Here is a 22,888-nt window from a genome sequence, read left to right as displayed (position 1 = left end):
TTGCCAGCCGCCAGACTGTTATTCCGTCGTGGCAACGGCATCGTCTGAGGCAAAGGCCGGCCAGTATTTCGAAATTGCCAGCGTGGCCCCTACGGTAGAAAAATGGCCATAGTCGAAATAGAGGAACTGGCCTGCGTCGGCGTAGGAGCAGCGTCCGGCGCTACAGAGGAAATTCAGCGGATCGATGAAGGTGGCGCCTTTGGTAAATGCGCGCACACGGTTGTTGATGTCGGGATCCATGGCCATTGGCCACGATGTATCATCGAGATTTTCGCGCTTTGCGAAGAACGCGATTTTCCGAACATCGGTTATGAACTGTGGAGACTGGCCGATGACAAACACGCGCACACCCAGACCACGAAGCGTATCGATCGTTTGCTGGAGACCGTCGAAACTTCTGGCCTCGTAGTCGGTCCACCGACCGCTGAGTACAACCGTCTTGATGCCAGCGTCCTGGATGATCTTCAGGGCTTGCTGATTGAACCGCATGCAATCCGGGCGTCCATAGGAGAAGTAGGAGAGAATCGGGGGACAGCCCGCGTAGGTGTATTCCACGATATTGGCCCGGAGTTGATTTATGTTGGCGTCCAGGCCTGGAACATAGTGGGCGGCGAACGAGTCACCCCACAACAAAACGGTTGTAGGGAAGCCGCGTGTGCGCGTGCAATCCTCGATATTCCAGTTTTCGATCCGGCTGCCGCCCTCGTTGAAACAGGTGCCATTGCCCCAGTCCCCGACAGGAATCCGCTGTTGGACATAATCTGGAAAGCGTTGCGGAAAGCCGTTGCCGAGCGCCCCGGCCGCCCCGCCAAGGCAAAGAACAGCGATTGCGCCCGCTGAAAAGGCGAAGATGGGCGCTGGGGCGGTGAAGCTCCTTTTCTGCCGAAACGGCTGCTCGACGTATTTCCAGGAAAACGCAGCCAGCGCGAAGCTTGCTACCGTCAACGCAACGGTCATCGAGGGGTCGAATTCTTCCAGTGAGAGATAGTGCGCAAACGCATTGATCGGCCAGTGGACAAGATACAGCGAATAGGAGATGAGGCCGATCCAGACCAGCGGTCGGACTTCGAGCAGGCGGGTAATGATCGTCGAGGGGCTGTTTTGGCCGACATAGATAAGCAGGACCGTTCCGACGCAAGGATACAAGGCGTTGTAGCCCGGGAACGGATCGCTCTCCGAAATCGTGAAGAACCCGATGGCAAGAAGGCCAAATCCGGCCAACCCGAGCAGTTCCATAACAAACCGGTTGCTCAGGGGCGGGGGGCGTTTCAGCATGAGCACGGCGCCCAGCATGAGCTCCCAGATCCGTGTCGGCAGCAGGTAGAATCCCGCGTTTGGCGCCAGCCACGTCGCCATGACCGCCAGCACGAAGCTGCCGAGGATGATCGGCAGGAGTATCGTCAGCCAGCGTTTGCCAAAATAGCGATAGATCAGGAACATCAGAATCGGGGCAAAGATATAGTACTGCTCCTCGACCGAAAGCGACCACGTATGCAACAGCGGTCGGAGCTCGGCATCGATCGAGAAGTAATTTGACGTTTTCCAGAAATAGATGTTCGACCAGAAAGTCGAAGCCGCTATGACGCTGAGACTGAACTCATGCAGATCCGACGGTAGAAGAATGAACAAGGCCGCAATACAGGTGAGAAGCGTGACAAAGATCAGCGCCGGCAGGATGCGCCGGGCGCGGCGCCAGTAGAAGCTGACGATCGAAAACTGGCCGCGTTCAAGGTCGTCCAGCAGGCTTCCGGTGATCAGGTAACCAGATATGACGAAGAAGATATCGACGCCGGTAAAGCCGCCTGGAATTGCCGAGATGCCGAAATGGAAGAGTACGACCGGCAGTACCGCAACGGCCCGAAGACCATCGATATCGCGCCTGTACTTCATTCAAGAAGCCCTGTGTTCGCAAGTCGCGGTGAGGCAGCGCAGTCCGTCCATCACCGGGCGATGAGTCTGGCAGTTCGATATCAACTGGTTACCCTCTGTCGCCCAATTTTGCTGCACTGCAACATAAGTGTCAAGAGCACAATTCGGCAAAGCGCCGCCCAGAGCAACTGAGTAGCACCTGAGCGATCGCCTTGATGCCGGGCGGCCAAGTGCGTATTTCTGGAGTTGTGCCCGAATCGGGGCAACCGAATCTGGAGACACGCCTTGTCCGCACTGACGCGCTTTCTCGGCGACACGCCGCTCCGGGTGCTCCTGAAGCTGCTGGTGCTGTCGTTCCTCGTCGGCCTTGTCATGAACGCTTTCGGCTGGTCGCCGATGGATGTGCTCTACGGCATCCGCAATGTCTTCGTCGATCTCTGGAACCTCGGCTTCCGCGCTATTGACCGTTTCCTCGGCTACATCCTTCTCGGCGCGGCGATCGTCATTCCAGCCTTCATCCTGCTCAGGATCGCCAACTACCGGAAATAGAGCAGACGCCGAACCGAAGGTTAGCGTGCAATAACGGAAGCCGGATTCGAGGCCAAAACCGTAAGGCGGTTAGGCGAAGCCTGAGGCCGTTTCGAACAGGATGGCGTGGCGCGCGGCCAAAGCCGCCACGTCAGTCGAATAGCCGCCGCCGATAACGCCGCAGACCGGGATGCCGAGCGCGCGGAAATGACGGATCACCATGTCGTCGCGCGCACGCAGCCCGTCGTTCGACAGCGACAACCTGCCGAGCCGGTCCTCGGCATGAACGTCGACCCCGGCATTGTAGAAAACGATGTCCCAGCGCGCCCTGGCGGTGAGTTCCGGCAGGATGCCGCCCAACCTTTCGAGATAGGCCGCATCGCCGATGCCGTCGGGCAGGGCGATATCGAGGTCGGAAGCGATCTTGCGCGTCGGATAGTTACGATCGCCATGCATGGAAAAGGTGAAAACGCGCCGTTCAGCGCCCAAAATGTCGGCCGTGCCGTCACCCTGATGCACGTCGAGATCGACGATCAGGATATTGCCGGCGACGGCTTCGGCAAGCAGCACCAGTGAAGCCACCGCAACATCGTTGAAGGTGCAGAAGCCGGCGCCTTGCGCGCGCCGCGCATGATGGCTGCCGCCGGCGGTATTGCAGGCAATACCGTTCAGCAACGCCAGCCGCGCCGCCAGCACGGTGCCACCCGTTGCGAGCTGCGCCCTGAGCGAGACGCGCGGGCCTACCGGAAAGCCGATCTCGCGCTCGATTTTTTCTGGCACTTCGCAGGCCAGCACCTGGTCGACATAGCCGGCGGCATGGGCAAGCTTCAGCCATGATGCCGGGGCCGGCTCGGGCATGTTGAGCGCGGCGTGGCCGGCCAGTCCGCGCGCGCCCAAGGCTTCCATCAGCAGCTTGTATTTGCTCATCGGAAAACGATGGTTGACGGCAAAACCGGCGTCGTAGTCGGGATGATGAACGATCTGCAGGGGCATGAGCGGCAGGTGCTTTTAGAGCGACTTCGGGTTAGAGCGGCTTGGATGCCCATCGGTCGAGGCTGGTATCGCGCAACTCGCGCAGGGATTTGAGCCGTTGCATGTCGGCGAACCGGACCATACCCGCAACAATGCGGCCCGGCAGTGCCGGCCCGGCATAGATCATGCCGGTGTAGAGCTGGACGAGATCGGCGCCGGCGCGGATCTTTTCGAGTGCGGTCTCCGCGGAATCGACGCCGCCGACCCCGATGATGGCGGGGTCCGGGCCAAGCAGTTTGCGCATCTTTGCCAGCACGATGGTCGAGCCCTCGAACAGCGGTTTTCCCGAAAGCCCGCCGGTCTCGCCAGCAAGATCGGCGCTGCGCAGCCGCGGCCGCGCGATGGTGGTGTTGGAGACGATGACGCCGTCTATTGCTTTCTCGGTGACCTCGGCGGCGATGTCCTCCAGTTCGGCCTCGACCAGATCCGGCGCGATCTTCAGAAAGATGGCCGGCTGCGCGGCCGCTGCCGCACGTGCGGCCACGACGCGCGACAGCAGCTCGCCAAGCTGTTCACGCGCCTGCATGTTGCGCAGGCCCGGCGTGTTCGGCGAGGAGATGTTGACCGTCAGATAGCTGGCGTGTGGCGCAAACCTGGCAACGCCGCGTTCATAGTCACCGACGCGGTCTGTGCTGTCCTTGTTGGCGCCGATATTGACGCCGACGATGCCGGCACGGCGCTTGCGGGCGGCAAGCCGTTGTTCGGCGGCCGCGTGACCCTCGTTGTTGAAGCCCAGCCGGTTGATCACCGCTTCGTCGGATGTCAGCCGGAAAATGCGCGGCTTCGGGTTGCCGGCCTGCGGCAGCGGCGTGATCGTGCCGACCTCGGCAAAGCCGAAGCCAAGGCCAAGCAGCGCATCGGGAACCTCGGCGTTCTTGTCGTAGCCGGCGGCCATGCCGAGCGGATTGGGGAAATCGATGTCGCAGACGCTGACTTTCAGCCTGTCGTCGCGCACGGGTCTCCCGCCTATCGGCAGCCCGCATTTCAGCGCCGCGATCGACAGGCCGTGGGCGGCTTCCGGATCGAATGCGAACAGGAACCTCTGGCCGAGCCGGTCGAGCACGCTCATTCGGCCTCCAGCGTCGGGAATTGGTGCCGGCCATCGGTGCCGAGCGGCAAAGGTTGCACCCAGACGACGGCGTTGAGGTCGAGCGGGCCGTAAAGATGCGGGAACAGCGCACCACCGCGCGAGACCTCGTATTTCAGCGCATCACCCAGTCTGGCGCCATCGACGGCGACCAGCAGCAGCCCGGTCTGGCCGGCAAAGTGTTTTGCCGCGGTTTCCTTGGCCTGGCCGGCGGTGGAAAAATGAATGAAGCCGTCGGCGACATCGATCGGCGCGCCGGTGAAGCGGCGATTTCTTTCGGCCTCGCGCCACAGCGGTTCAGGCACTATCTTGTAGATAAGCTGAGACATGGTTGCGCTATAGTCCGAACCAATCGTACGGGGAAGAGGCAAGCAGGTTCCGGAAAAGTGTCACACGGTTTTCCGACAGGAACCTGCGTCAAGGTAAAGGCCAGGGTTCTTCCCCATTTCCGGCGCAAACATGCGATAAGATTATGCTTACTGGCCTATGGAGGACAAACAATATGCGTCCGCAGCACGTCTTGATCCCTGCAGCCCTCGTCTCGCTCGTCGCGGCATCAGCCTTTTCCGAGGAAGCCGACCGCTACCGGTTGGAAAAGTCGGCCACCGGCTATGTCCGCATGGACACGCAGACCGGTGCGATGTCGATCTGTGAGGAGCGTTCCGGCCAGCTCGTCTGCAAGATGGCGGCCGATGAACGCGCCGCCTTCCAGGACGAGATCGACCGGCTGCAAAATTCGGTGAAGGCGCTCGACCAGCGCGTCGTCAAGCTCGAGAACTCGCTTGCCGCCCGCTTTGAGTCGACATTGCCCAGCGAGGAGGATTTCAACAAGACGATGAGCTACATGGAGCGCTTCCTGCGCGGCTTCATGGGCATCGTCAAGGACATGGAAAAGGACAGCGGCGAGGATGGCCTCAAGCCCAATTCGCAAAAAACCTGAGCACCGTTCACCGGGGAAGCCCGGCGCACCGGCTTGCCGCTTGAAAACGGCTGATATCGCCGCATAATCGTTCGACTGATCCCGTAAGAAGCAGACAATCACCAATGGGATTCGGGGAGGGCCATGTGCCGTCGGGCTATACTTTCGTCGTCGCTGACGATCATCCGCTTTTTCGCGGCGCGCTGAGAGAGGCGCTTGCTGGCATCGGCGACGTCGCCGGCATTCATGAGGCCGGCGATTTCGAAAGCGCCAAGGCGCTGGTCGTGGCCAATGAGGACGTCGATCTGGTGCTGCTCGACCTGTCGATGCCGGGCGCGAGCGGCCTTTCCGGCCTGATCTCGCTGCGCGGCATCCATCCGACGGTGCCGCTGGTGGTGGTGTCGGCGCATGACGATCCGGTGACCATCCGGCGCGCGCTCGACCTCGGCGCTTCGGGTTTCATCTCCAAATCGGCCAGCATGGAGGAGATCCGCAGCGCTGTGCAGTCGGTGCTTGCCGGCGACATCGCTGCGCCCACCGGCATCGATCTCGGCGTCGAGCGCGATCCCGAGATATCCGATCTGATCAAGCGGCTGCAGACGCTGACGCCGCAGCAGACGCGCGTGCTCGGCATGCTGGCCGAAGGTCTGCTCAACAAGCAGATCGCCTACGAGCTCGGTGTCTCCGAAGCGACGATCAAGGCGCATGTCTCGGCCATTCTGCAGAAGCTTGGCGTCGACAGCCGCACCCAGGCGGTGATCCTGCTGTCCAAGATCGGCAGCGACCCGCTGGCGGCGGCCGGCTGACCTCCGGCGCTACTCGGCTGCTGACGCCAGCGGTCTGACCCTCGCCATCATCGAGCGCAGCACCGCTGGTTTGAGCGGCTTGTTGATCACCGGTACGTCGAGCCTGCCGGCGCTGGCGCGCACCTCGCTCGAGCGGTCGGCGGTGACCAGCACCGCCGGCACGTCATGGCCGTGGATAGCGCGCAGTTTGGCGATCGCGTCAAGGCCGGTCTCGCCGTCGAGATGATAGTCGGCAAGCACGATGTCGGGTCGACGCATGCCGGACCCCTCGAGGTCCCCCGAGCCGGCAAACGTGTCGACGCTGCAGCCCCAGCCTTCGAGCAGCAGCCGCATGCCGTCGAGGATGCGGGCGTCGTTGTCGATGCAGAGCACGCGGAGCCCGGCAAGCGAAGCAGCCGTGCGGACCGGCGCCTTGGCCTCGATCTCGCGCCGCGGCTCTTGCACTGCCGCGACCGGCAGGACGACGGAAAAGCGTGTGCCCTTGCTCGGGCTTGAAAATATCTGGAGTTCGAGGCGCAAGACGCGAGCGATGCGGTCGACGATCGAAAGGCCGAGCCCCAGGCCTTCGGCTTCGCGGGCGCCCTCATCGAGCCGGGTGAATTCGTGAAAGACCGTGTTCAGCTTGTCGGCGGCAATGCCGATGCCGGTGTCGATCACCTGTATCTCGGCCAGTTCGCCGCGCCGCCGCACGCCGACCAGGATGCGGCCATGGCGGGTGTATTTGATGGCATTGGATATGAGGTTCTGGATCAGGCGGCGCAACAGATTGCGGTCAGTCGTCACGCTGAGCGACGATGGCATGATCGTCAGGCTGAGTTTCTTCTCGGCGGCAAGCGGCTGAAAGTCGTTGCCGATCTGGCGCAGCAGTCCGTCCAGGCTGAAGGCCGTGTCGTCCGGTTTCATCGCGCCGGCGTCGAGACGGGAAATGTCGAGGACTGCGCCGAGAATGGTCTCGACCGATTCCAGCGAGGATTCGATGTTGATCGCGGCCTTGCCCGCAGGTCCCTTGCCGGCCTTTTCGATCAGCGACGAGCAATAGAGACGAGCAGCGTTCAGCGGTTGCAGGATGTCATGGCCGGCGGCAGCGAGGAAGCGGGTCTTGCCGAGATTGGCCTCCTCCGCCAGCATCTGCGCCTGTGCCAGCTCCTCGTTGACGCGGGTCAATTCGACGGTGCGGTTCTTGACGCGCTGTTCGAGCGTTTCATTGGCGCGCTTCAGCGCCAGATCCTGCTCAACGCGGCCGGAAATGTCGGCATAAGTGGCAACGATGCCGCCATCCGGCATCGGGTTGGAGCGCAATTCCAGGATGCGGCCGCTGGTCTTCAGCTCCATCTGCCAGGGGCTGACGAAGCTGGTGAGGCGGTTGAGCATCGCCACCCGCTGGTCGGCCGGAATGTCGCCGCGCTCGGCAAGGTGGCGCAGGATGCGGTCGAGCGAGACGCCGACCTGGCCCATCTCGTCGGGCAGGTCGAACAGCGCCCGATATTGGCGGTTCCAGCAGATCAGCCGGAAATCCCTGTCGAAGACGGTGATGCCCTGTTCCATCTGGTCGAGCGCGATCTGCAGCAGGTCGCGGTTGTGCTGCAGCGCTTCGGTGGCGTCGTCGAGCAGGCGAAAGGCGTCCTTCGCCTCTCGATCATTGCGGCGCAGCAGCAGCGACAGGATCAGCCGCGCCGAAGAGGAGCCGACGGCACTTGCCAGAAGCTGCTCGGAGAAACGGATGACGTCCATGCTGGCCTGCTCGTTGCCGTGCAGCGAAGCGCCGTTGCTCTTTTCGAACGACTGAAACGACCGTTCAGTGCGTTCGATGCCGAGATAGCGCGCGATGGTGTCCTTGAGGTCGTTGACGGTGACGGTGGTGCGGAAGCGGCGCAGGCTCGGCATCGGGCTCGCCTCGCGCGGCACGAAAATCGACGCCTGGATGCGCTCCAGCGGCACCGACGCGCGCGACAGCGAACCTAGCACGAAGAACAGCGTGTTGACCGACAGGCTCCACAGGACACCGTGGTTCAGCGGCTCGGCGACCGTGCCGAACAGTGCTTGCGGCCGCAACGCTTCGAAACCGAACAGGCCGTGGACGACGATGCCGGTATCGGACGCGGCGAGCGAAGGAAGCAGCAGCGTATAGCTCCAGACGACGATGCCGGCGACCATGCCGAGCGCCGCCCCCCTGCCGTTCGCGCCGCGCCAGATCAGTCCGCCGATCAAGGCCGGCGCGAACTGCGCGATCGCGGCGAACGACATCAGGCCGATCGAGGAGAGCCGCGCGCTGTTGGTGCTCTCGCGATAATAGAGGAAGGCGACGAACAGCATGATGAAGATCGCCGCCCGTCGCACGTTGAGGATGAGCGCTGACCAGTCCTCGTTCTCCGATGTCGTGGTCTTGAGCAGGCGACGCACAAACAGTGGAATGACGAGATCGTTGGAGATCATGATCGACAGCGCGACGCTTTCGACGATCACCATCGCGGTCGCCGCCGACAGGCCGCCGATGAACGCCGCCATGGCCAGCACATCGTGACCGCTGAGCAGCGGCAGCGACAGGACGTAGAGGTCGCTGCTGGTCCTGGTGCCGACCAGCGCCAGGCCGGCGAGCGCGATCGGCAGCACGAAAAGGTTGATCGCCACCAGATAGAGCGGAAACACCCATGTCGCGGTGCGCAGTTCGGCCTCGCTGCGGTTCTCGACGATGGTGACATAGAACTGGCGCGGCAGCATGATGATGGCGAAACCGCTCAAACATGTCAGCACCAGCCAGGTTGCCAGCGAGGTGCTGTAGCTCATCGCTTGCTGAACTTGCGAATTCTCGGCGAGCTTGTCGACCATATCGCCCGGGCCGCCGAAGATCAGGAAGGTCACCATCAGGCCGATCGCCAGGAAGGCGGCGAGCTTGACCACGGTTTCGACGGCTACCGCCAGCACCAGCCCGTCCTGGTGTTCGGTGGCGTCGGCGTGGCGCGTGCCGAACAGCACCGCAAACAGCGCAAGCAGCATGGCGACGACCAGCGAAATGTCGCTGACGAAGGGATCGAAGGAAGGTGGCGAGCCGGTATAATGCTCGACCATCAGGCTGACCGAGCCGGAAATCGCCTTCAACTGCAGCGCCATGTAAGGCACCGCGCCGATCGTCGCGATCAGCGTGGCGATCGCTGCTACGGCAAAACTCTTGCCGTAGCGGGCGCCGAGGAAGTCGGCGATCGAAGTGATCTTCTCTGTCTTGGCCAGCCTGACGATGCGCCGAAGCAGCGGAAAGCCGAACACGAACACCAGCACCGGGCCGATATAGATGCCGAGGAATTCGAGGCCGCGCTCGGACGAAAGGCCGACCGAACCGAAGAAGGTCCAGGAGGTGCAGTAGATCGCCAGGCTGAGCGCATAGATGAAGGGCCGGGCCCGGTCAGGCCCGGATGTCGTCGAACGTTGGTCGCCGAGGCTGGCGATGACGAACAGCAACGTCACATAGGCGATCGCGATGATGACGATGAACCAGCCCTGCACGGCCCAAAAATCCTCCCTTGCCGGTTTTTGCATCCGGCATGCTGAGACGCAATCACAGCTTGGCGATCAAGTCCATCGCGGCTTTCGGCGCAGGATGGCTGCGGCTTCGGGAAATTTTGGCCGGAACCGGTCTTTTGCCGATGCTGCAACCGCAGGTTTTTGCTATTGTGCCAGTTGGGGGTACGAAGCGGGGCCGAACGAAGCGGGCAGAGGCGGCGGCCTGACCCGTCAGGACAAGGAGGGTCGGATGCTGAAAGAATTCCAGGAATTCATTTCCAGGGGCAATGTCATGGACCTGGCCGTCGGCGTCATCATCGGCGCCGCCTTCGGCAAGATCGTCGAATCCCTAGTCAACGACATCATCATGCCGATAATCGGGGCGATTTTCGGCGGACTCGACTTCAACAATTATTTCCTGCCCTTGTCCTCAGCGGTCAACGCCGCATCGCTGGAGGAAGCCAAGAGGCAGGGCGCAGTCTTCGCCTATGGCAGTTTCATCACCGTGGCGCTGAACTTCATCATCCTCGCCTTCATCATCTTCCTGATGGTCAAAGCGGTGAACGATCTGCGCAGGCGGCTGGAGCGTGAGAAGCCCGTTGCGCCGGCTGCCGCTCCGCCGGCCGATGTCGCGCTGCTCACCGAAATTCGCGATCTCCTCGCCAGGAAATAGCGCAGGGGCAAGATCTCTGGACCAAAACCCCGGTCGATTTCGGCCGGGGTTTTCTATTTTCGCCTGTCGCAAAACACGCTAGCTGTCCGGAAGGCGAAAAACGGATCCATCCATGACCCTGATCGAGAATTTGCGCGCCGCGGCCCGGGCCGCGCCCGAAAGCGGCATTGTCGCCGTCATGAACCGCGGCCGCGACCGCGACGGCATGATCCCGCTCTGGGCCGGCGAGGGCGACCTACCGACGCCCGCCTTCATCACCGATGCCGCTGCCCGGGCGCTGGCCGGCGGCGAAACCTTTTATACCTGGCAGAAAGGCATCCCCGAACTGCGGCAGGCGCTCGCCCGCTATTACATCAGGCATTTCGGCAAGAGCTTCGCCGAGCAAGAATTCATCGTCACCGGCTCTGGCATGCATGCCATCCAGCTGGCGCTCGACGCTGTCGCTGGCAATGGCGACGAGGTCGTCTATCTGTCGCCGGCCTGGCCGAACTTCGCCGCAGCCGCCGGCGTGGCGGGCGCCGTCCCGGTCGCAGTCACGCTCGACCAGTCCGGCAATGGCTGGTCCTGCGACATCGGCAAGATCGACGCGGCGATCACGCCAAGGACAAAGGCGCTGTTCGTCAACACACCGTCCAACCCGACCGGTTGGACCGCCGACAGGCAGACGCTGCAGGCGATCCTCGACCTTGCCCGCGAACGGGGGCTGTGGATCATCGCCGACGAGATCTATTCGCTGTTCCACTACGGCGACAGCCGCGCGTCGTCCTTCATCGACATCATGGCCGACGAGGATCGCATCCTGTTCGTCAACAGTTTTTCCAAGAACTGGTCGATGACCGGCTGGCGGGTCGGCTGGATCAAGGTCCATCCCTGCCTGCAGCAGGTGTTCGAGAACCTGGTCCAGTATTCGACCTCGGGCGTTGCCCAGTTCATGCAGCGCGGCGCGGTCGTCGCCCTCGACGAAGGCGACGCCTTCATCGTCGAGCAGGTGGAGCGGGCGAGGGCGGCGCGTGACCTGGTCTGCGGCATCCTGGCTGCGACCGGCAGGGCACGCTTTACCGTGCCGCAGGGCGCGTTCTATCTGTTCTTCGCAGTCGACGGCATCACCGATTCACGCGCCGCCGCCTTCGACATCGTCGACCGCGCCAATGTCGGCCTGGCGCCCGGAACCGCATTCGGTCCCGGCGGCGAAGCCTTCCTCAGGCTATGCTTCCACCGCCGCCTCGACCAGCTCGAGGAGGCCGCGCACCGGCTGGCGAAGTGGATGAAAAGTGTGTGAGGTTGTTGAGGTCCGCGCCAAGCCGGACAGCTGCGAACCGTTGCACTCCTTGGCCAACGTAACGGCATGGATCCTGGGGTCTGCGCCGCGTCGCTTCGCTCCTTGCTACGCCCTAGGAAGACAAAGGTAGCGGAAGCTCAGCCGCCGGACTTCGGCACCAGCAGCGGAATGATGCGGTCGCTTTCCCTCACCGCCGGCCGGCCCGCAGAACCGTAAGAGATGCCCAAGGCATCCCAGGTCTCGACCAGCGCGTCCTGAAGCGCCGCGATCAGCTGATCCGAATGGAATGGCGTCGGGGTGATGCGCAGCCGTTCGGTGCCGCGCGGCACGGTCGGGTAGTTGATCGGCTGGATGTAGATGCCGTGGACGCCGAGCAGGCGGTCGCTGGCCATCTTGCACAGTTCGGGATCACCGACGAGCAGCGGCACGATGTGGGTAGCGGAGTCCATCACCGGCAGGCCCGCGGCGGTAAGAACCTGCTTCGTCCGCGTCGCCTGGCGCTGCTGCGCGGCGCGTTCGGCCTGTGAGCGCTTGAGATGGCGGATCGACGTGGTCGCCGCGGCGGCAATGGCCGGCGGCAGCGCCGTGGTGAAGATGAAGCCCGGCGCATAGGAGCGCACGGCATCGATCACCGCACTTGTGCCGGTGATATAGCCGCCGAGCGTGCCGAACGCCTTGGCCAGCGTGCCTTCGATGATGTCGATACGGTCGGCCAGCCCTTCGCGCTCGGTGATGCCGCCGCCGCGCGGTCCGTACATGCCGACGGCATGCACCTCGTCGATATAGGTCATGGCGTTGTAGCGCTCGGCAAGTTCGACGATCTGTTTGATCGGCGCGATATCGCCATCCATCGAATAGACGCTCTCGAAGACGATCAGCTTGGCGCGCTCGCGGCCCGCCGCCTGCAGCAGGCTTTCGAGATGCGCAACGTCGTTGTGGCGGAAGATCTTCTTCTCGGCGCCCGAACGCCGCACGCCCTCGATCATCGAGGCGTGGTTCAACTCGTCCGAGACGATCAGGCAGTTGGGCAGCAGCCGCGCAATGGTCGAGATCGAAGCTTCGTTGGAGACGAAGCCGGAGGTAAAGACGAGCGCGGCTTCCTTGTCGTGCAGGTCGGCCAGTTCCAGTTCGAGCTCGACCAGCGGATTGCTGGTGCCGGAGATGTTGCGGGTGCCACCGGCGCCGGATCCCATCTTGCCGGCGGCGTTCTGCATCGCGGCGATGACGTCGGGATGCTGGCCCATGCCGAGATAGTCGTTGGAGCACCAGACGGTGATTTCCTGGGCGCGGCCGTTGGCGCGCCAGATGGCGCGTGGGAAGTTCCCCACGATGCGCTCGAGGTCGGCGAAGATGCGATAGCGGCGCTCGGCGTGGAGCTGGTCGATCGCGTCTTCGAAGAACCGCTGATAGTTCATTTCGGCTTCCAAATTTTTCCGTGGGATCATAATCATTGCCCTATTCGCCGTCTACTTGGCCTTTTTGGTCAAAATGCCACGCCCCAAGCCTGTTCCTAACGGCCACGGATCATGGCCTATTCCCTTGATGTGGATCAATTTTGTTTCAGGACGATGCCATGCGCCGATGAGACTGGTTACCGAAGGCACTGGTGGACATGGACTAATGGCCTGGCGGCAGACTTTCCAGTAAGGCGGGTGTTGAGACAGCTTCCGACAAATCTTGAGCAGCGAGGACACGGATGACGGTTTTGGTGACAGGCGGCGCCGGCTATATCGGCAGCCATATGGTCTGGGAACTGCTGGACGCGGGCGAGAGCGTTGTCGTCCTCGACCGGCTTTCGACCGGCTTCGAATGGGCGGTGGCGCCGGAGGCAAAGCTTGTCGTCGGCGATGTCGCCGACAAGGAGCTGGTCGGCGGGGTCATCCGCGACAATCATGTCGATGCGATCATCCATTTTGCCGGCTCCATCGTGGTTCCCGAATCGGTCGCCGACCCGCTCGGCTATTACGAGAACAACACCTGCAAGACGCGCACGCTGATCGAGACCGCGGTGCGCGAAGGCGTGCCCAATTTCATCTTTTCCTCGACCGCCGCCGTCTATGGCGGCGCCGGGCTGGAGCCGGTGCGCGAGGATGCGCGCCTTGCACCGGAATCGCCCTATGGCCTGTCCAAGCTGATGAGCGAATGGATGCTGCGCGACGCCGCAATCGCCCACGGCTTGCGCTATACGGCGTTGCGCTACTTCAACGTCGCCGGCGCCGATCCGAGGGGCCGCACCGGCCAGTCGACGCCGGGCGCCACGCATCTGATCAAGGTCGCCTGCGAGACGGCGCTCGGCAAGCGGCCCTTCATGGAGGTGTTCGGCACCGACTATCCGACGCCCGACGGCACTTGCATGCGCGACTACATCCATGTCAGCGATCTGGCGGCGGCGCATCGGCTGGCGCTGGAACGGCTGCGCGCCGGGGGACCAAGCCTCGTCGCCAATTGCGGCTACAGCCACGGCTATTCGGTGCTCGAAGTTATCGACAGCGTGCGCCGCGTCTTTGGCCATGATTTCGACGTGCGGATCGGCGAGCGCCGTGCGGGCGACGCGGCGGCGGTGGTCGCCAATTCGGAGCTGGCGCGCCGCGAGCTCGGCTGGACCCCGCAACGCGACGACCTCGACCAGATCGTCGCCGACGCGCTGGCCTGGGAGCGTATCCTGACCGGCAAGAATTCGGCGCGGAGCTGAAGTCCCGGTTTTTTCTCCGTGGGCTCGTAGGTCGAGCGTAGAAGCGCTATTGAAGGAGCTGCGCGGCTGAAACGTGGAGGCGTTTCGGCCGTATCTGATCCTTGGGGGCGGCATGAAGATATTGGTCCTTGGCGCTGGCGTCGTCGGCACGGCGGCGGCCTATTATCTGGCGAGCGACGGCCACGAGGTGACCGTGATCGATCGCCATCCGATGGCGGCGCGCGGCACCAGCCAATCGAATGCCGGTCTGGTGTCACCCGGCGACGCCACCGCCTGGGCCTCGCCCGCTGCGCTGAAGACGTTTTTGCGCGCGCTCTACAACCACGATCTCGGCATCAAGGTGCGGCTGCGCTTCGATCCTTATTTCTTCGCCTGGAGTCTGCGCTTCCTGCGCCAATGCACGCATGCGCGACTGCGCGCCAACACCGACATCAAGCTGCGCCTGGCGCTTTATTCGCGCGACTGCATCAACGCCATCTCGGCCGACACCGGCATTCACTATGACGAGCGCAAGAAGGGCATTCTCTATTTCTTCCGCTCGCAGCAGAGTTTTGATACCGGCACCGACAATTACCGCTATCTCGCCGAGCACGGTCTGCCGATCGAGATCGTCGGCCGCGAGCGGCTGGTCGAGATCGAGCCCGGCCTTGCCGGCGCCAGGGACAGAATAGCCGGCGGCGTCTATTCGCCGATCGACCAGACCGGCGACTCCAGCCAATTCACCCGAAACCTCGCTGCCTATGCCGCCGAGAAACTCGGCGTCCAGTTCCTCTACGGCACGACGGTCGAAGGCCTCGACATCGAAGGCGATCGGGTGCGCGCGGTGATGACCTCGGCCGGCCCGATAACAGCCGACGCCGTGGTCATCTCGATGGGGCCGGAGAGTGGCCTGCTCGGCCGCCGCTACGGCATCGACCTGCCTGTCTATCCGGTCAAGGGCTACACCGCGACCGTGCCGCTGGAGGACGAGGGCAAAGGGCCGACCATGGGCGGCGCCGACGAGGATCAGCTTATCGGCTATTCCAGGCTCGGCAACCGGCTGCGGCTTGCTTCGACCGCCGAGTTCACCGGCTTCGATCGCAGCCACAAGCCGAGCGATTTCGCCGCCATGTTCAGGACCGGCAAGGAGCTTTTCCCAGGCGCCTTCGACGAGAACAAGGCCGAGCTCTGGGCCGGCTTGCGGCCGATGATGCCGAACTCGGTGCCGGTCATCGGCCGGGCGCGCTACAGCAATCTCTATCTCGACACCGGCCACGGCCATGTCGGCTGGACCATGGCCTGCGGCTCGGGAAAATTCCTTGCCGATGTGGTCGCCGGCCGCAAGCCGGAGATCGACCCGCAAGGGCTGGTCTATGTCAATTGAGGGAGAATTAATCGTCGTGTCGGCACCGGGAAGATAAATCGCGTCTAATACCGTGCACAAATTCTGAGTAGAAAAATGTCGGGACCGCAAGTCGCCATCGACCTTGGCCGCATCGAGCGCAATGCGCGCACGATCGTCGACCGCTGCGCCCTGTCCGGCATCAGGGTCTTCGGCGTTACCAAGGGCACCTGCGGCATGCCGCAGGTGGCGCGCGCCATGCTGCGCGGCGGCGTCGCCGGCATCGCCGAATCGCGCTTCGAAAACATCCGCCGGCTGCGCGACAGCGGCATCACCGCCCCGATCATGCTGCTGCGCAGTCCGCCGATGGCACGCATCGAGGAGGTTGTGCGCACCGTCGACATCAGCCTGCAATCCGAACTCGCCACCATCCGCGAACTATCGCGCATCGCCGAGCGTATGGACCGCGTCCACGACATCATGCTGATGATCGATCTTGGCGACCTCAGGGAAGGCATCTGGCCGAACGACCTCATTCCGACGGTCGAACAGATACTGGCGCTCAGCGGCGTGCGCATCGCAGGCATTGGCACCAATCTCGGCTGCTTCGGCGCCATCATGCCGACGCAGGAAAATCTCGGACAGCTCGTCGCCCATGCCTACAAGACCGAGCGCCTGTCCGGCGCACGGCTCGACTGGATCTCGGGCGGCGCGTCATCGTCGCTGACGCTGCTGCTCGAAGGCAGGCTGCCCGCCGGCATCAACAATCTGCGGGTTGGCGAGGCGATCCTGCAGGGTGGCGTCGAAACCTTCCGCGAGACGCCGTGGGCCGAACTCGAACCCGATGCCTGCCGGCTGACCAGCGACATCATCGAGGTCAAGCTGAAGCCGTCGCGGCCGATCGGCCAATCCGGCTACGACGCTTTCGGCAACCAGCCGGTGTTTGCCGACGATGGCGACCGGTTGCGCGCCATCGCCAATATCGGCCGCGAGGATGTCTTGATCGAAGGTTTGACGCCGATTGCCAAGGGCGTGCGGGTGCTCGGCGCCTCCAGCGACCATCTGCTTCTCGACGTGACCGATGCCGAGCCGCCACCCGCCGTCGGCGATCGTGTCGCCTTCCGCATGAGCTATGGCGCCATGCTGCTGGCAATGACCTCGGAATATGTCGAAAAGGCGCCAATGCACGATGTCGAGGATTTCTCCGGCCGCAAGATGGTGTCGATATCTGCCGAACCGGCGGCGGCCGGCATCCTGGCCAGGGAGGCGACCGGCGCCCGGCTGGAGGCGATGAATTTCGATGTCGTCGAACTGGCCGATATCGAGCGGCCGCCGTCCGGCCTGGTCCGGCTCACCGCCGGCAGCGACCGGCGCATCGCCCACAACGCGCTGACGGCGACCGCGCGGGCGACGCACTCGTTTGGCCTGATCTGGATCGATTCCATCGCCGCGCTGATGCCCGAGGACGAAGACGGCATTGACCTGCCGGAAGCTTCGGTGCTGGCGCGGGCGCTCGGCCTCGATCACAAGCCCGGCGCGCTGCAGCCACAACTGTCGCCGGAAAACGTCGTCATTGTCGGTTTGCGCCATGCAGATCCGGCCGAGGCCCGGGTGCTGAAGGATTCGCGCGTCTGCGCCTTCACCATGACCGACATCGACGCCATGGGCATGCGCGACGTGATGCACGAGGCGATCCGCATCGCCTCCTCCGGCACGCAAGGCTTTCATGTCAGCTATTCGCCTGAGGTGACCGAATTCGCCGGCTGGGCGGCAGGCTCCGGCGGCATTACGGTGCGCGAAACGCATCAAGCCATGGAGGCGATCGCGTTGTCCGGCGGGCTGTTGTCGATGGACGTTTCCGGCCTGACATCAGGTCTGGAACCGCGATTGGCGGCGGAAACGGTCAATTTCGTCATGTCGGCGTTTGGCAAGCGGATTTTGTGATCAGCCCTGTGCGTCGACCGCCGCGCGCCATGAACGTGCATAATCCGCCCAGGCCGGGTCGACCGGCGGTTCGAACGTTTCGCCGGGGCCTTGTACCGTTCCTTGGTCCGACGCCAACAGGGCGGCGCCGATGCTGGTGCCGGTTGCGGCCTCCGACGCGATGACGGCACGTGCGGTGGCTGCAGCGAGCATGCACGTGAAAAGCCGGTTGCGGGCGAACGGCCCCTCGACGGTCGTCGGGCCGCCGGCGTCGATCAGGTCGAGGCAGGTCGCGGTCATCAGCGCCAGGTAGAAAGAGATGGCGGCAAAGCGCTGGCCGCCATTGATGCCGTCGGCGTCGAGCCATGCTGCTCTGTGGTGCGGGAACGGCCCCGAACCCTGTTGGGTCGAAGGCAGCAGGGACGTCTTCCGCGCGAGCACTGTGGCTATGTCCGCTTCGGTCCAGTCATCCGATTGGCCTTCCGTCAGCAGCGAAAACTCACGGCCGCCCATGAAACGCGCCGACGGCACCGGATTACCGAGCGCGTTGACGTTGACGAGCGTGTCGCGCGCCGGGTCGAGCGTGACCTTGTTGCCACCAACCGCCATCGACACCACCCAGGTGCCGGTCGAGACGACCGAGAAAGGCGGCGTGTCGGACAGGAGATGCGGCAGCAGCGAGGCGTTGGAATCGTGCAAGCCGCAAAACACCGGCGTTTGCGGATCAAGCCCGGTCCGTATCGCAAGCGCGGGCAGGACCGGGCCGAGGCGATCCTTCGCCGGCCGCATCGGCGCCATCAGACGGCGCCATTGCATCTTGTCGACCAGCGACGAAAAATCCGCCTTCCACGGGTTCCACAGATCGGTGTGGCAGCCAAGCGAAGTCACTTCGTTGGCGGCGACGCCGGTCAGGCGCAACGCCCAGTATTGCGGGTACATCAGCATCGCGGCGGCCTTGGCGAACTCCGCCGGGAAGCGCTTCTGTTGCCAGAACAGCTGCGCGCCGAGATTGAGGCCGACCGGCAGGCGCGGCGTGCCCGTCTCGGCGAAGGCCGGACGGTTCGTGTCATAGTCCTCGGCAAGGGTGTCGGGCCCGGCAAATTCATAGTCGAGCACCGGCAACGCCAACTCGCCGGCAGTGTCCACCAGCACGCCCGTCGCGCCATGGGTGGTGATCGATATCGCGCCGATGCGCTGTTCGCGATTGATCTCGGCGAGGCTGTCGAGGATGAACGACCACAGAAGCTCGACATCGTGGTGCGGGTAGGGACCGTCAAGGACAGGCGCGTTGGCCATGCGGCGCAGCGCAACTTCGCGCAGATCGGCGAGATCGACCAGCGCCACCTTGGCGTTGGTCTTGCCGATATCGATGACGGCGACGTGGCGGGTCATTCCATATGGAACATTGTTTCCAGCGGCACCGCCACCGGCTCGTTATCAGGCCTGGTCTCCATGATGTCGGCCATTTCAGCCCACCAGCGCTGCATCACCTTGTGCTGCGGCAATTCGTCCATGCCGTGGCCGTCGCGCCGCCACAGCACGCCGAACAGTATGTTTGTCTCTTCGTCGAGATGGATCGAATAGTCGGAAACGCCGGCCTGTTTCAGCAGTGCGACCAGCGACGGCCAGATGTCGTCATGACGCCTTTTGTATTCGGCCTTCATGCCGGGATTGAGCTTCATCTTGAACGCGTATTTCTCGGCCATCAGGTAAAACGCTCCCGCCGCACCCGCCGCCAGACGATGGGCAGCGCGATGACGATGATCAGCAGCAGGCCGATGAAGATCGACATGACGATGCCCGGCACATTGAGCAGCCCCAGGCCGAAAGTCACCAGCCCCATGATGAAGGCGGCGAGCACCACGCCCAAAATGCTGCCGGCGCCGCCCAGGATGCTGACGCCACCCAGCACCACCATGGTGATGACTTCCAATTCATAGCCTTGCGCGATCGATGGCCGGGTCGAGCCGAGCCGCGAGGTGATCAGCACCGAGGCGATGCCCGCCATCAGCCCGGTCAGGCAGAACAGGATGAACTTGATGCGGCCGACGCGCACGCCGGAAAACTGTGCCGCGACCGGGTTGTTGCCGATGGCGAAGACGCGGCGGCCGAAGCTGGTCCGGTGCAGAAGGAACCAGTAGATGACCGCCGCGACGAGGAACAGCGTCAGCTCGAACGACACCACCCACCAGACATAGCCCTGGCCGAAGAAGGCGAAGCCGGAGGGATAGCCTTTGTAGGCCTGGTCGCCGAGGACGATGAAGGCGATGCCGCGAAACAGGCTCATCGTGCCGATGGTGACGACGATCGACGGCAGGCCGAGCCTGGTGACGAGCAGCCCGTTGAAGGCGCCGCAGCCGAGCCCGACCAGGATGCCGATCGCCACCAGCACCGGCGTGCCGGCGCCGGCCTGCACCGCCATGCCCATCATCGTCGAGGCCAGTGCAATGATGGCGGCGACCGACAGGTCGATCTCTCCGGAAATGATCAGCAGCGCCATGGCGAGCGCGATCAGCGCCTTCTCGGTGAAGTTGAAGGTCAGGTCCGACAGCGACCACGCGTCGAGGAAATAGGGCGAGGCGAAGCTGTTGACGGCAAAGATGGCGACCGCCACCGCGACCAGCAGCGCCTCCCACGAGAAGATCGCCGAGTTGAGCGGCGTGTCGAGCCGGTCGGGAATGTGGCGCGGGGCTGGGGTGTCGGTCATGCCGCTTCCGCCTTCTTGAGAATAATGCGGCCTTGCCGGCGTTCGCCGCGCGCGTTGAGCACCACGGCCAGGATGATGGCGCTGCCCGAAATCGCCATCTGCCAGAACGGCGAGATGTTGATGACCGGCAGCGCGTTGGAGATGATGCCGAGGAACAGCGCGCCGAGCACCGCTCCGCCCCCCGAGCCGATGCCGCCGGCGATCGAGATGCCGCCGATGACGCAGGCGGCGATGATGTTGAGCTCGTAGCCATTGGCGACCTCGACCGAGGCGATGACATAGCGCGAGATCCAGAGATAGCCGCACAGACCGGCGGCCATCCCCGAGATGCAGAAGACAATGAACTTGGTGCGGCCGACATCGATGCCGGCGTAGATCGATGCTGTCGGATTGACGCCGATGGCATAGATCGAGCGGCCGAGCGCGGTGCGCGTCATCAACAGGAAGAACAAGGCGATGACCAGTATGGCGATCCACGACAGCACTGGAATGCCGAGAAAGGCCGCGCGCTGCAGGCCGATGAAATCAGGGCTCATCTGATCGGCATTGACCCAGGCGCCGCCTGAAATGACGAAGGTGGCGCCGCGATAGATGGTGAGCGTGCCGAGCGTCACCACGATCGAGGGCATGTTCAGCCGCCATACCAGCAGGCCGTTGATCGCGCCGAGCACCAGGCCGACCAGAAGTGCGATGACGATCAGCAGCGGGATCGGGATTGCCGGATGCGCTGCGTTCAGCATCGCCACCACCATGCCGGTGAAGCACAGGTTGGACGCCATCGACAGGTCGATCGAGCGGGTCAGGATCACCACCATCTGCCCCAGCGCCAGGATCATCAGGATCGAGGTGTCGTTGAACACCTGGCGCAGATTGGCCGGATTGGCAAAACCCGGAAAGCGCATCGAGATCAGCCCGATCAGCACGACGATTGCCGCGAGCAGCCAGACTTCGCGATACTTCAGAAAAGCCTTCATGCTGCGATCCCTGCTGCCGTCTTGACCAGCGTCTCGGCGTCGAGCTTCTTGTTGTCATAGATCGAGGCGATGCGGCCCTCGCGCATGACCACGACCCGGTCGGACATGCCAAGGATCTCGGGCAGTTCGGACGACACCATGATCACCGACAACCCTTGAGCGACCAGCTCGGCCATGAAGCCGTGCACGGCGGCCTTCGAGCCGATGTCGATGCCTTTGGTAGGCTCGTCGAGGATGATCACCTTGGGCGCGGTCGCCAGCCATTTGGCGATGACGATCTTCTGCTGGTTGCCACCCGACAGCGTGCCGACATCCTGGCTGAGCGAGGCGGCGCGCAGGTCGAGCCGCTCGGTGTAGGCACGGGCCAGCGCGAACTCTTCCGCCAGTTGCAACACACCTGACTTGGACGTTCGCTTGAGCGAGGGCAGCGAGATATTCTGGAAGATAGGCAGGCCGATCACCACGCCTTGCTTGCCGCGTTCTTCCGGCACGTAGACGATACCGGCATCGATCGAATCCGCCGCCGATTTCGGGGCGATCGAGTTGCCTTCCAGCGTGATGGTGCCGCTGCTGGTGCGGGTGATGCCTGATATCGCCTGCATCACCTCGCTGCGGCCGGCGCCGACAAGGCCGTAGAAGCCGAGGATTTCGCCCCTGTGCAGCTCGAAGCCGATGTCGTCGAACTCGGTCGGATGCGACAGGCCGGAGACGGCAAGCACCGGCGCGCCGATCTCGGCCTTGCGCTGCGGAAAGATGTGATCGACGGCGCGGCCGACCATCATGCGCACGATCTGGCTCTGGCCGGCATCCCTGATCAGGCCTTCGCCGACCATCTCACCGTCGCGGAACACCGTATAACGATCGGCGATGCGGTAGATTTCGTCGAACTTGTGGCTGATGAACAGGATCGCCTTGCCTTCGCTCTTCAGGAACTCGACCAGCAAAAACAGCTCCTCGATCTCCTTCAGCGACAGCGCTGCGGTCGGCTCGTCCATGATAACGATCTGGGCATCGATCGACATGGCGCGGGCGACCGCGACGAGGTGCTTGTTGGCGATGCCGAGATCCTTCAGCCGCGCATCGGCGTCGATGTGGCCGGCGCCCATGGTGTTCAGTACTTCACGGGCATTCTTGCGCATGGTGCGCCAGTCGATGGTGCCGAAGCGCGATCGCGGCGCATGGCCGAGAAAGATGTTTTCGGCCACCGTCAGGTCGTCGAACAGCACGGTTTCCTGGTGGATGGCGGTGATGCCGTGCCCGAAGGCGGCATGCGCGCTGGGCAAGGTGACGGCCTGGCCATCGATACTGATCGTGCCTGTGTCAGGCTGGTAGATGCCTGTCATGATCTTGACCAGCGTCGACTTGCCGGCGCCGTTCTCGCCGATCAGCGCGGTTACCTGGCCGGGGTAGAGCGACAGGCTGACGTCGTGCAGCGCGCGCACGCCGGGAAAACTCTTCGAGATGCCGGCCAGGGTCAGGCGCGGAGCCGCAGCCAAAGGCTGCTCGGTGGTCGGGTCGAGTTGGGCTGTCGTGTCCATGGTCGTATCAAGCCCTGAAGCAAGGTTCGTTTGAAGGCGCGGCGG

The 22,888-nt window shown here is 63.4% G+C and carries 19 protein-coding genes; 8 read left to right on the top strand and 11 right to left on the bottom strand.

What is annotated here, in order from left to right:
- Positions 1-18: 18 nt before the first annotated feature.
- Positions 19-1,890, bottom strand: coding sequence for an acyltransferase family protein (locus tag AC0L18_RS02300; protein WP_473490469.1), 1,872 nt, complete (start codon positions 1,888-1,890; stop codon positions 19-21).
- A gap of 264 nt (positions 1,891-2,154) precedes the next feature.
- Here AC0L18_RS02300 and AC0L18_RS02295 point away from each other — a divergent pair, with 264 nt between their 5' ends.
- Complete coding sequence (locus AC0L18_RS02295) at positions 2,155-2,418, top strand: DUF6460 domain-containing protein (RefSeq protein WP_027155530.1); 264 nt, start codon at positions 2,155-2,157, stop codon at positions 2,416-2,418.
- A gap of 69 nt (positions 2,419-2,487) precedes the next feature.
- Here the strand turns inward: AC0L18_RS02295 and AC0L18_RS02290 are convergent, their stop codons facing one another.
- From AC0L18_RS02290 to AC0L18_RS02280, 3 genes are read right to left on the bottom strand one after another with little or no spacing between them, the layout of a single operon-like run.
- Positions 2,488-3,390, bottom strand: coding sequence for a histone deacetylase family protein (locus tag AC0L18_RS02290; protein ID WP_236378349.1), 903 nt, complete (start codon positions 3,388-3,390; stop codon positions 2,488-2,490).
- 31 nt (positions 3,391-3,421) lie between these two features.
- On the bottom strand, positions 3,422-4,498 hold the full coding sequence (locus tag AC0L18_RS02285; protein ID WP_473490468.1) for a quinone-dependent dihydroorotate dehydrogenase: 1,077 nt from the start codon (positions 4,496-4,498) through the stop codon (positions 3,422-3,424).
- Entirely contained in the window at positions 4,495-4,845 is a 351-nt protein-coding gene (locus AC0L18_RS02280) for a DUF952 domain-containing protein (protein ID WP_128185240.1), read from the bottom strand. The genes AC0L18_RS02285 and AC0L18_RS02280 overlap by 4 nt, the downstream gene beginning before the upstream one ends.
- Before the next feature lie 173 nt (positions 4,846-5,018).
- On the opposite strand from AC0L18_RS02280, the gene AC0L18_RS02275 reads away from it, so the two are divergent.
- Both AC0L18_RS02275 and AC0L18_RS02270 read left to right on the top strand, forming a co-directional pair.
- A complete protein-coding gene (locus AC0L18_RS02275; protein WP_091600237.1) occupies positions 5,019-5,456 on the top strand; it encodes a hypothetical protein in 438 nt (145 codons plus the stop codon).
- Positions 5,457-5,581: 125 nt separating this feature from the next.
- Positions 5,582-6,241 (top strand): response regulator transcription factor, encoded by a 660-nt coding sequence (locus AC0L18_RS02270; protein WP_287221996.1) that lies wholly within the window; start codon positions 5,582-5,584, stop codon positions 6,239-6,241.
- A 9-nt stretch (positions 6,242-6,250) separates the two neighbouring features.
- Here AC0L18_RS02270 and AC0L18_RS02265 read toward each other — a convergent pair whose 3' ends face one another.
- Positions 6,251-9,739 (bottom strand): hybrid sensor histidine kinase/response regulator, encoded by a 3,489-nt coding sequence (locus AC0L18_RS02265; protein ID WP_473490670.1) that lies wholly within the window; start codon positions 9,737-9,739, stop codon positions 6,251-6,253.
- Between the two features lie 247 nt (positions 9,740-9,986).
- Between AC0L18_RS02265 and mscL the strand changes: the two genes are divergently transcribed.
- The gene (gene mscL / locus AC0L18_RS02260; protein WP_473490467.1) at positions 9,987-10,409 is read left to right on the top strand and encodes a large conductance mechanosensitive channel protein MscL; all 423 of its coding nucleotides are present in this window, start codon (positions 9,987-9,989) and stop codon (positions 10,407-10,409) included.
- Between the two features lie 112 nt (positions 10,410-10,521).
- The gene (locus tag AC0L18_RS02255) at positions 10,522-11,688 is read left to right on the top strand and encodes a pyridoxal phosphate-dependent aminotransferase (protein WP_473490466.1); all 1,167 of its coding nucleotides are present in this window, start codon (positions 10,522-10,524) and stop codon (positions 11,686-11,688) included.
- 137 nt (positions 11,689-11,825) lie between these two features.
- Here AC0L18_RS02255 and hemA read toward each other — a convergent pair whose 3' ends face one another.
- The gene (gene hemA, locus AC0L18_RS02250) at positions 11,826-13,103 is read right to left on the bottom strand and encodes a 5-aminolevulinate synthase (RefSeq protein ID WP_473490465.1); all 1,278 of its coding nucleotides are present in this window, start codon (positions 13,101-13,103) and stop codon (positions 11,826-11,828) included.
- A 281-nt stretch (positions 13,104-13,384) separates the two neighbouring features.
- On the opposite strand from hemA, the gene galE reads away from it, so the two are divergent.
- The 3 genes from galE (at position 13,385) to AC0L18_RS02235 (ending at position 17,645) form a co-directional block, all read left to right on the top strand.
- Positions 13,385-14,380 (top strand): UDP-glucose 4-epimerase GalE, encoded by a 996-nt coding sequence (galE, locus tag AC0L18_RS02245; RefSeq protein ID WP_287236274.1) that lies wholly within the window; start codon positions 13,385-13,387, stop codon positions 14,378-14,380.
- 112 nt (positions 14,381-14,492) lie between these two features.
- Complete coding sequence (locus AC0L18_RS02240; RefSeq protein WP_473490464.1) at positions 14,493-15,743, top strand: D-amino acid dehydrogenase; 1,251 nt, start codon at positions 14,493-14,495, stop codon at positions 15,741-15,743.
- Between the two features lie 75 nt (positions 15,744-15,818).
- A complete protein-coding gene (locus AC0L18_RS02235) occupies positions 15,819-17,645 on the top strand; it encodes an alanine racemase (protein ID WP_473490463.1) in 1,827 nt (608 codons plus the stop codon).
- Here the strand turns inward: AC0L18_RS02235 and AC0L18_RS02230 are convergent, their stop codons facing one another.
- The 5 genes from AC0L18_RS02230 to AC0L18_RS02210 are packed head-to-tail and all read right to left on the bottom strand — an operon-like array spanning position 17,646 to position 22,843.
- On the bottom strand, positions 17,646-19,016 hold the full coding sequence (locus AC0L18_RS02230) for an FGGY-family carbohydrate kinase (RefSeq protein WP_473490462.1): 1,371 nt from the start codon (positions 19,014-19,016) through the stop codon (positions 17,646-17,648).
- Positions 19,013-19,330, bottom strand: a complete 318-nt coding sequence (rhaM, locus tag AC0L18_RS02225) for an L-rhamnose mutarotase (RefSeq protein WP_473490461.1) — start codon at positions 19,328-19,330, stop codon at positions 19,013-19,015. Before rhaM ends, AC0L18_RS02230 begins: the two co-directional genes overlap by 4 nt.
- Positions 19,330-20,331 (bottom strand): ABC transporter permease, encoded by a 1,002-nt coding sequence (locus tag AC0L18_RS02220; RefSeq protein ID WP_473490460.1) that lies wholly within the window; start codon positions 20,329-20,331, stop codon positions 19,330-19,332. The genes rhaM and AC0L18_RS02220 overlap by 1 nt, the downstream gene beginning before the upstream one ends.
- Positions 20,328-21,305, bottom strand: a complete 978-nt coding sequence (locus AC0L18_RS02215; RefSeq protein ID WP_473490459.1) for an ABC transporter permease — start codon at positions 21,303-21,305, stop codon at positions 20,328-20,330. The genes AC0L18_RS02220 and AC0L18_RS02215 overlap by 4 nt, the downstream gene beginning before the upstream one ends.
- A complete protein-coding gene (locus AC0L18_RS02210) occupies positions 21,302-22,843 on the bottom strand; it encodes a sugar ABC transporter ATP-binding protein (RefSeq protein WP_473490458.1) in 1,542 nt (513 codons plus the stop codon). Before AC0L18_RS02210 ends, AC0L18_RS02215 begins: the two co-directional genes overlap by 4 nt.
- Between the last annotated feature and the right edge of the window lie 45 nt (positions 22,844-22,888).

Source organism: Mesorhizobium sp. WSM4819 (genome assembly GCF_055811215.1).
Note: the sequence above shows the minus strand (reverse complement) of the source record. Positions and strands in the feature narration are given on the sequence as shown.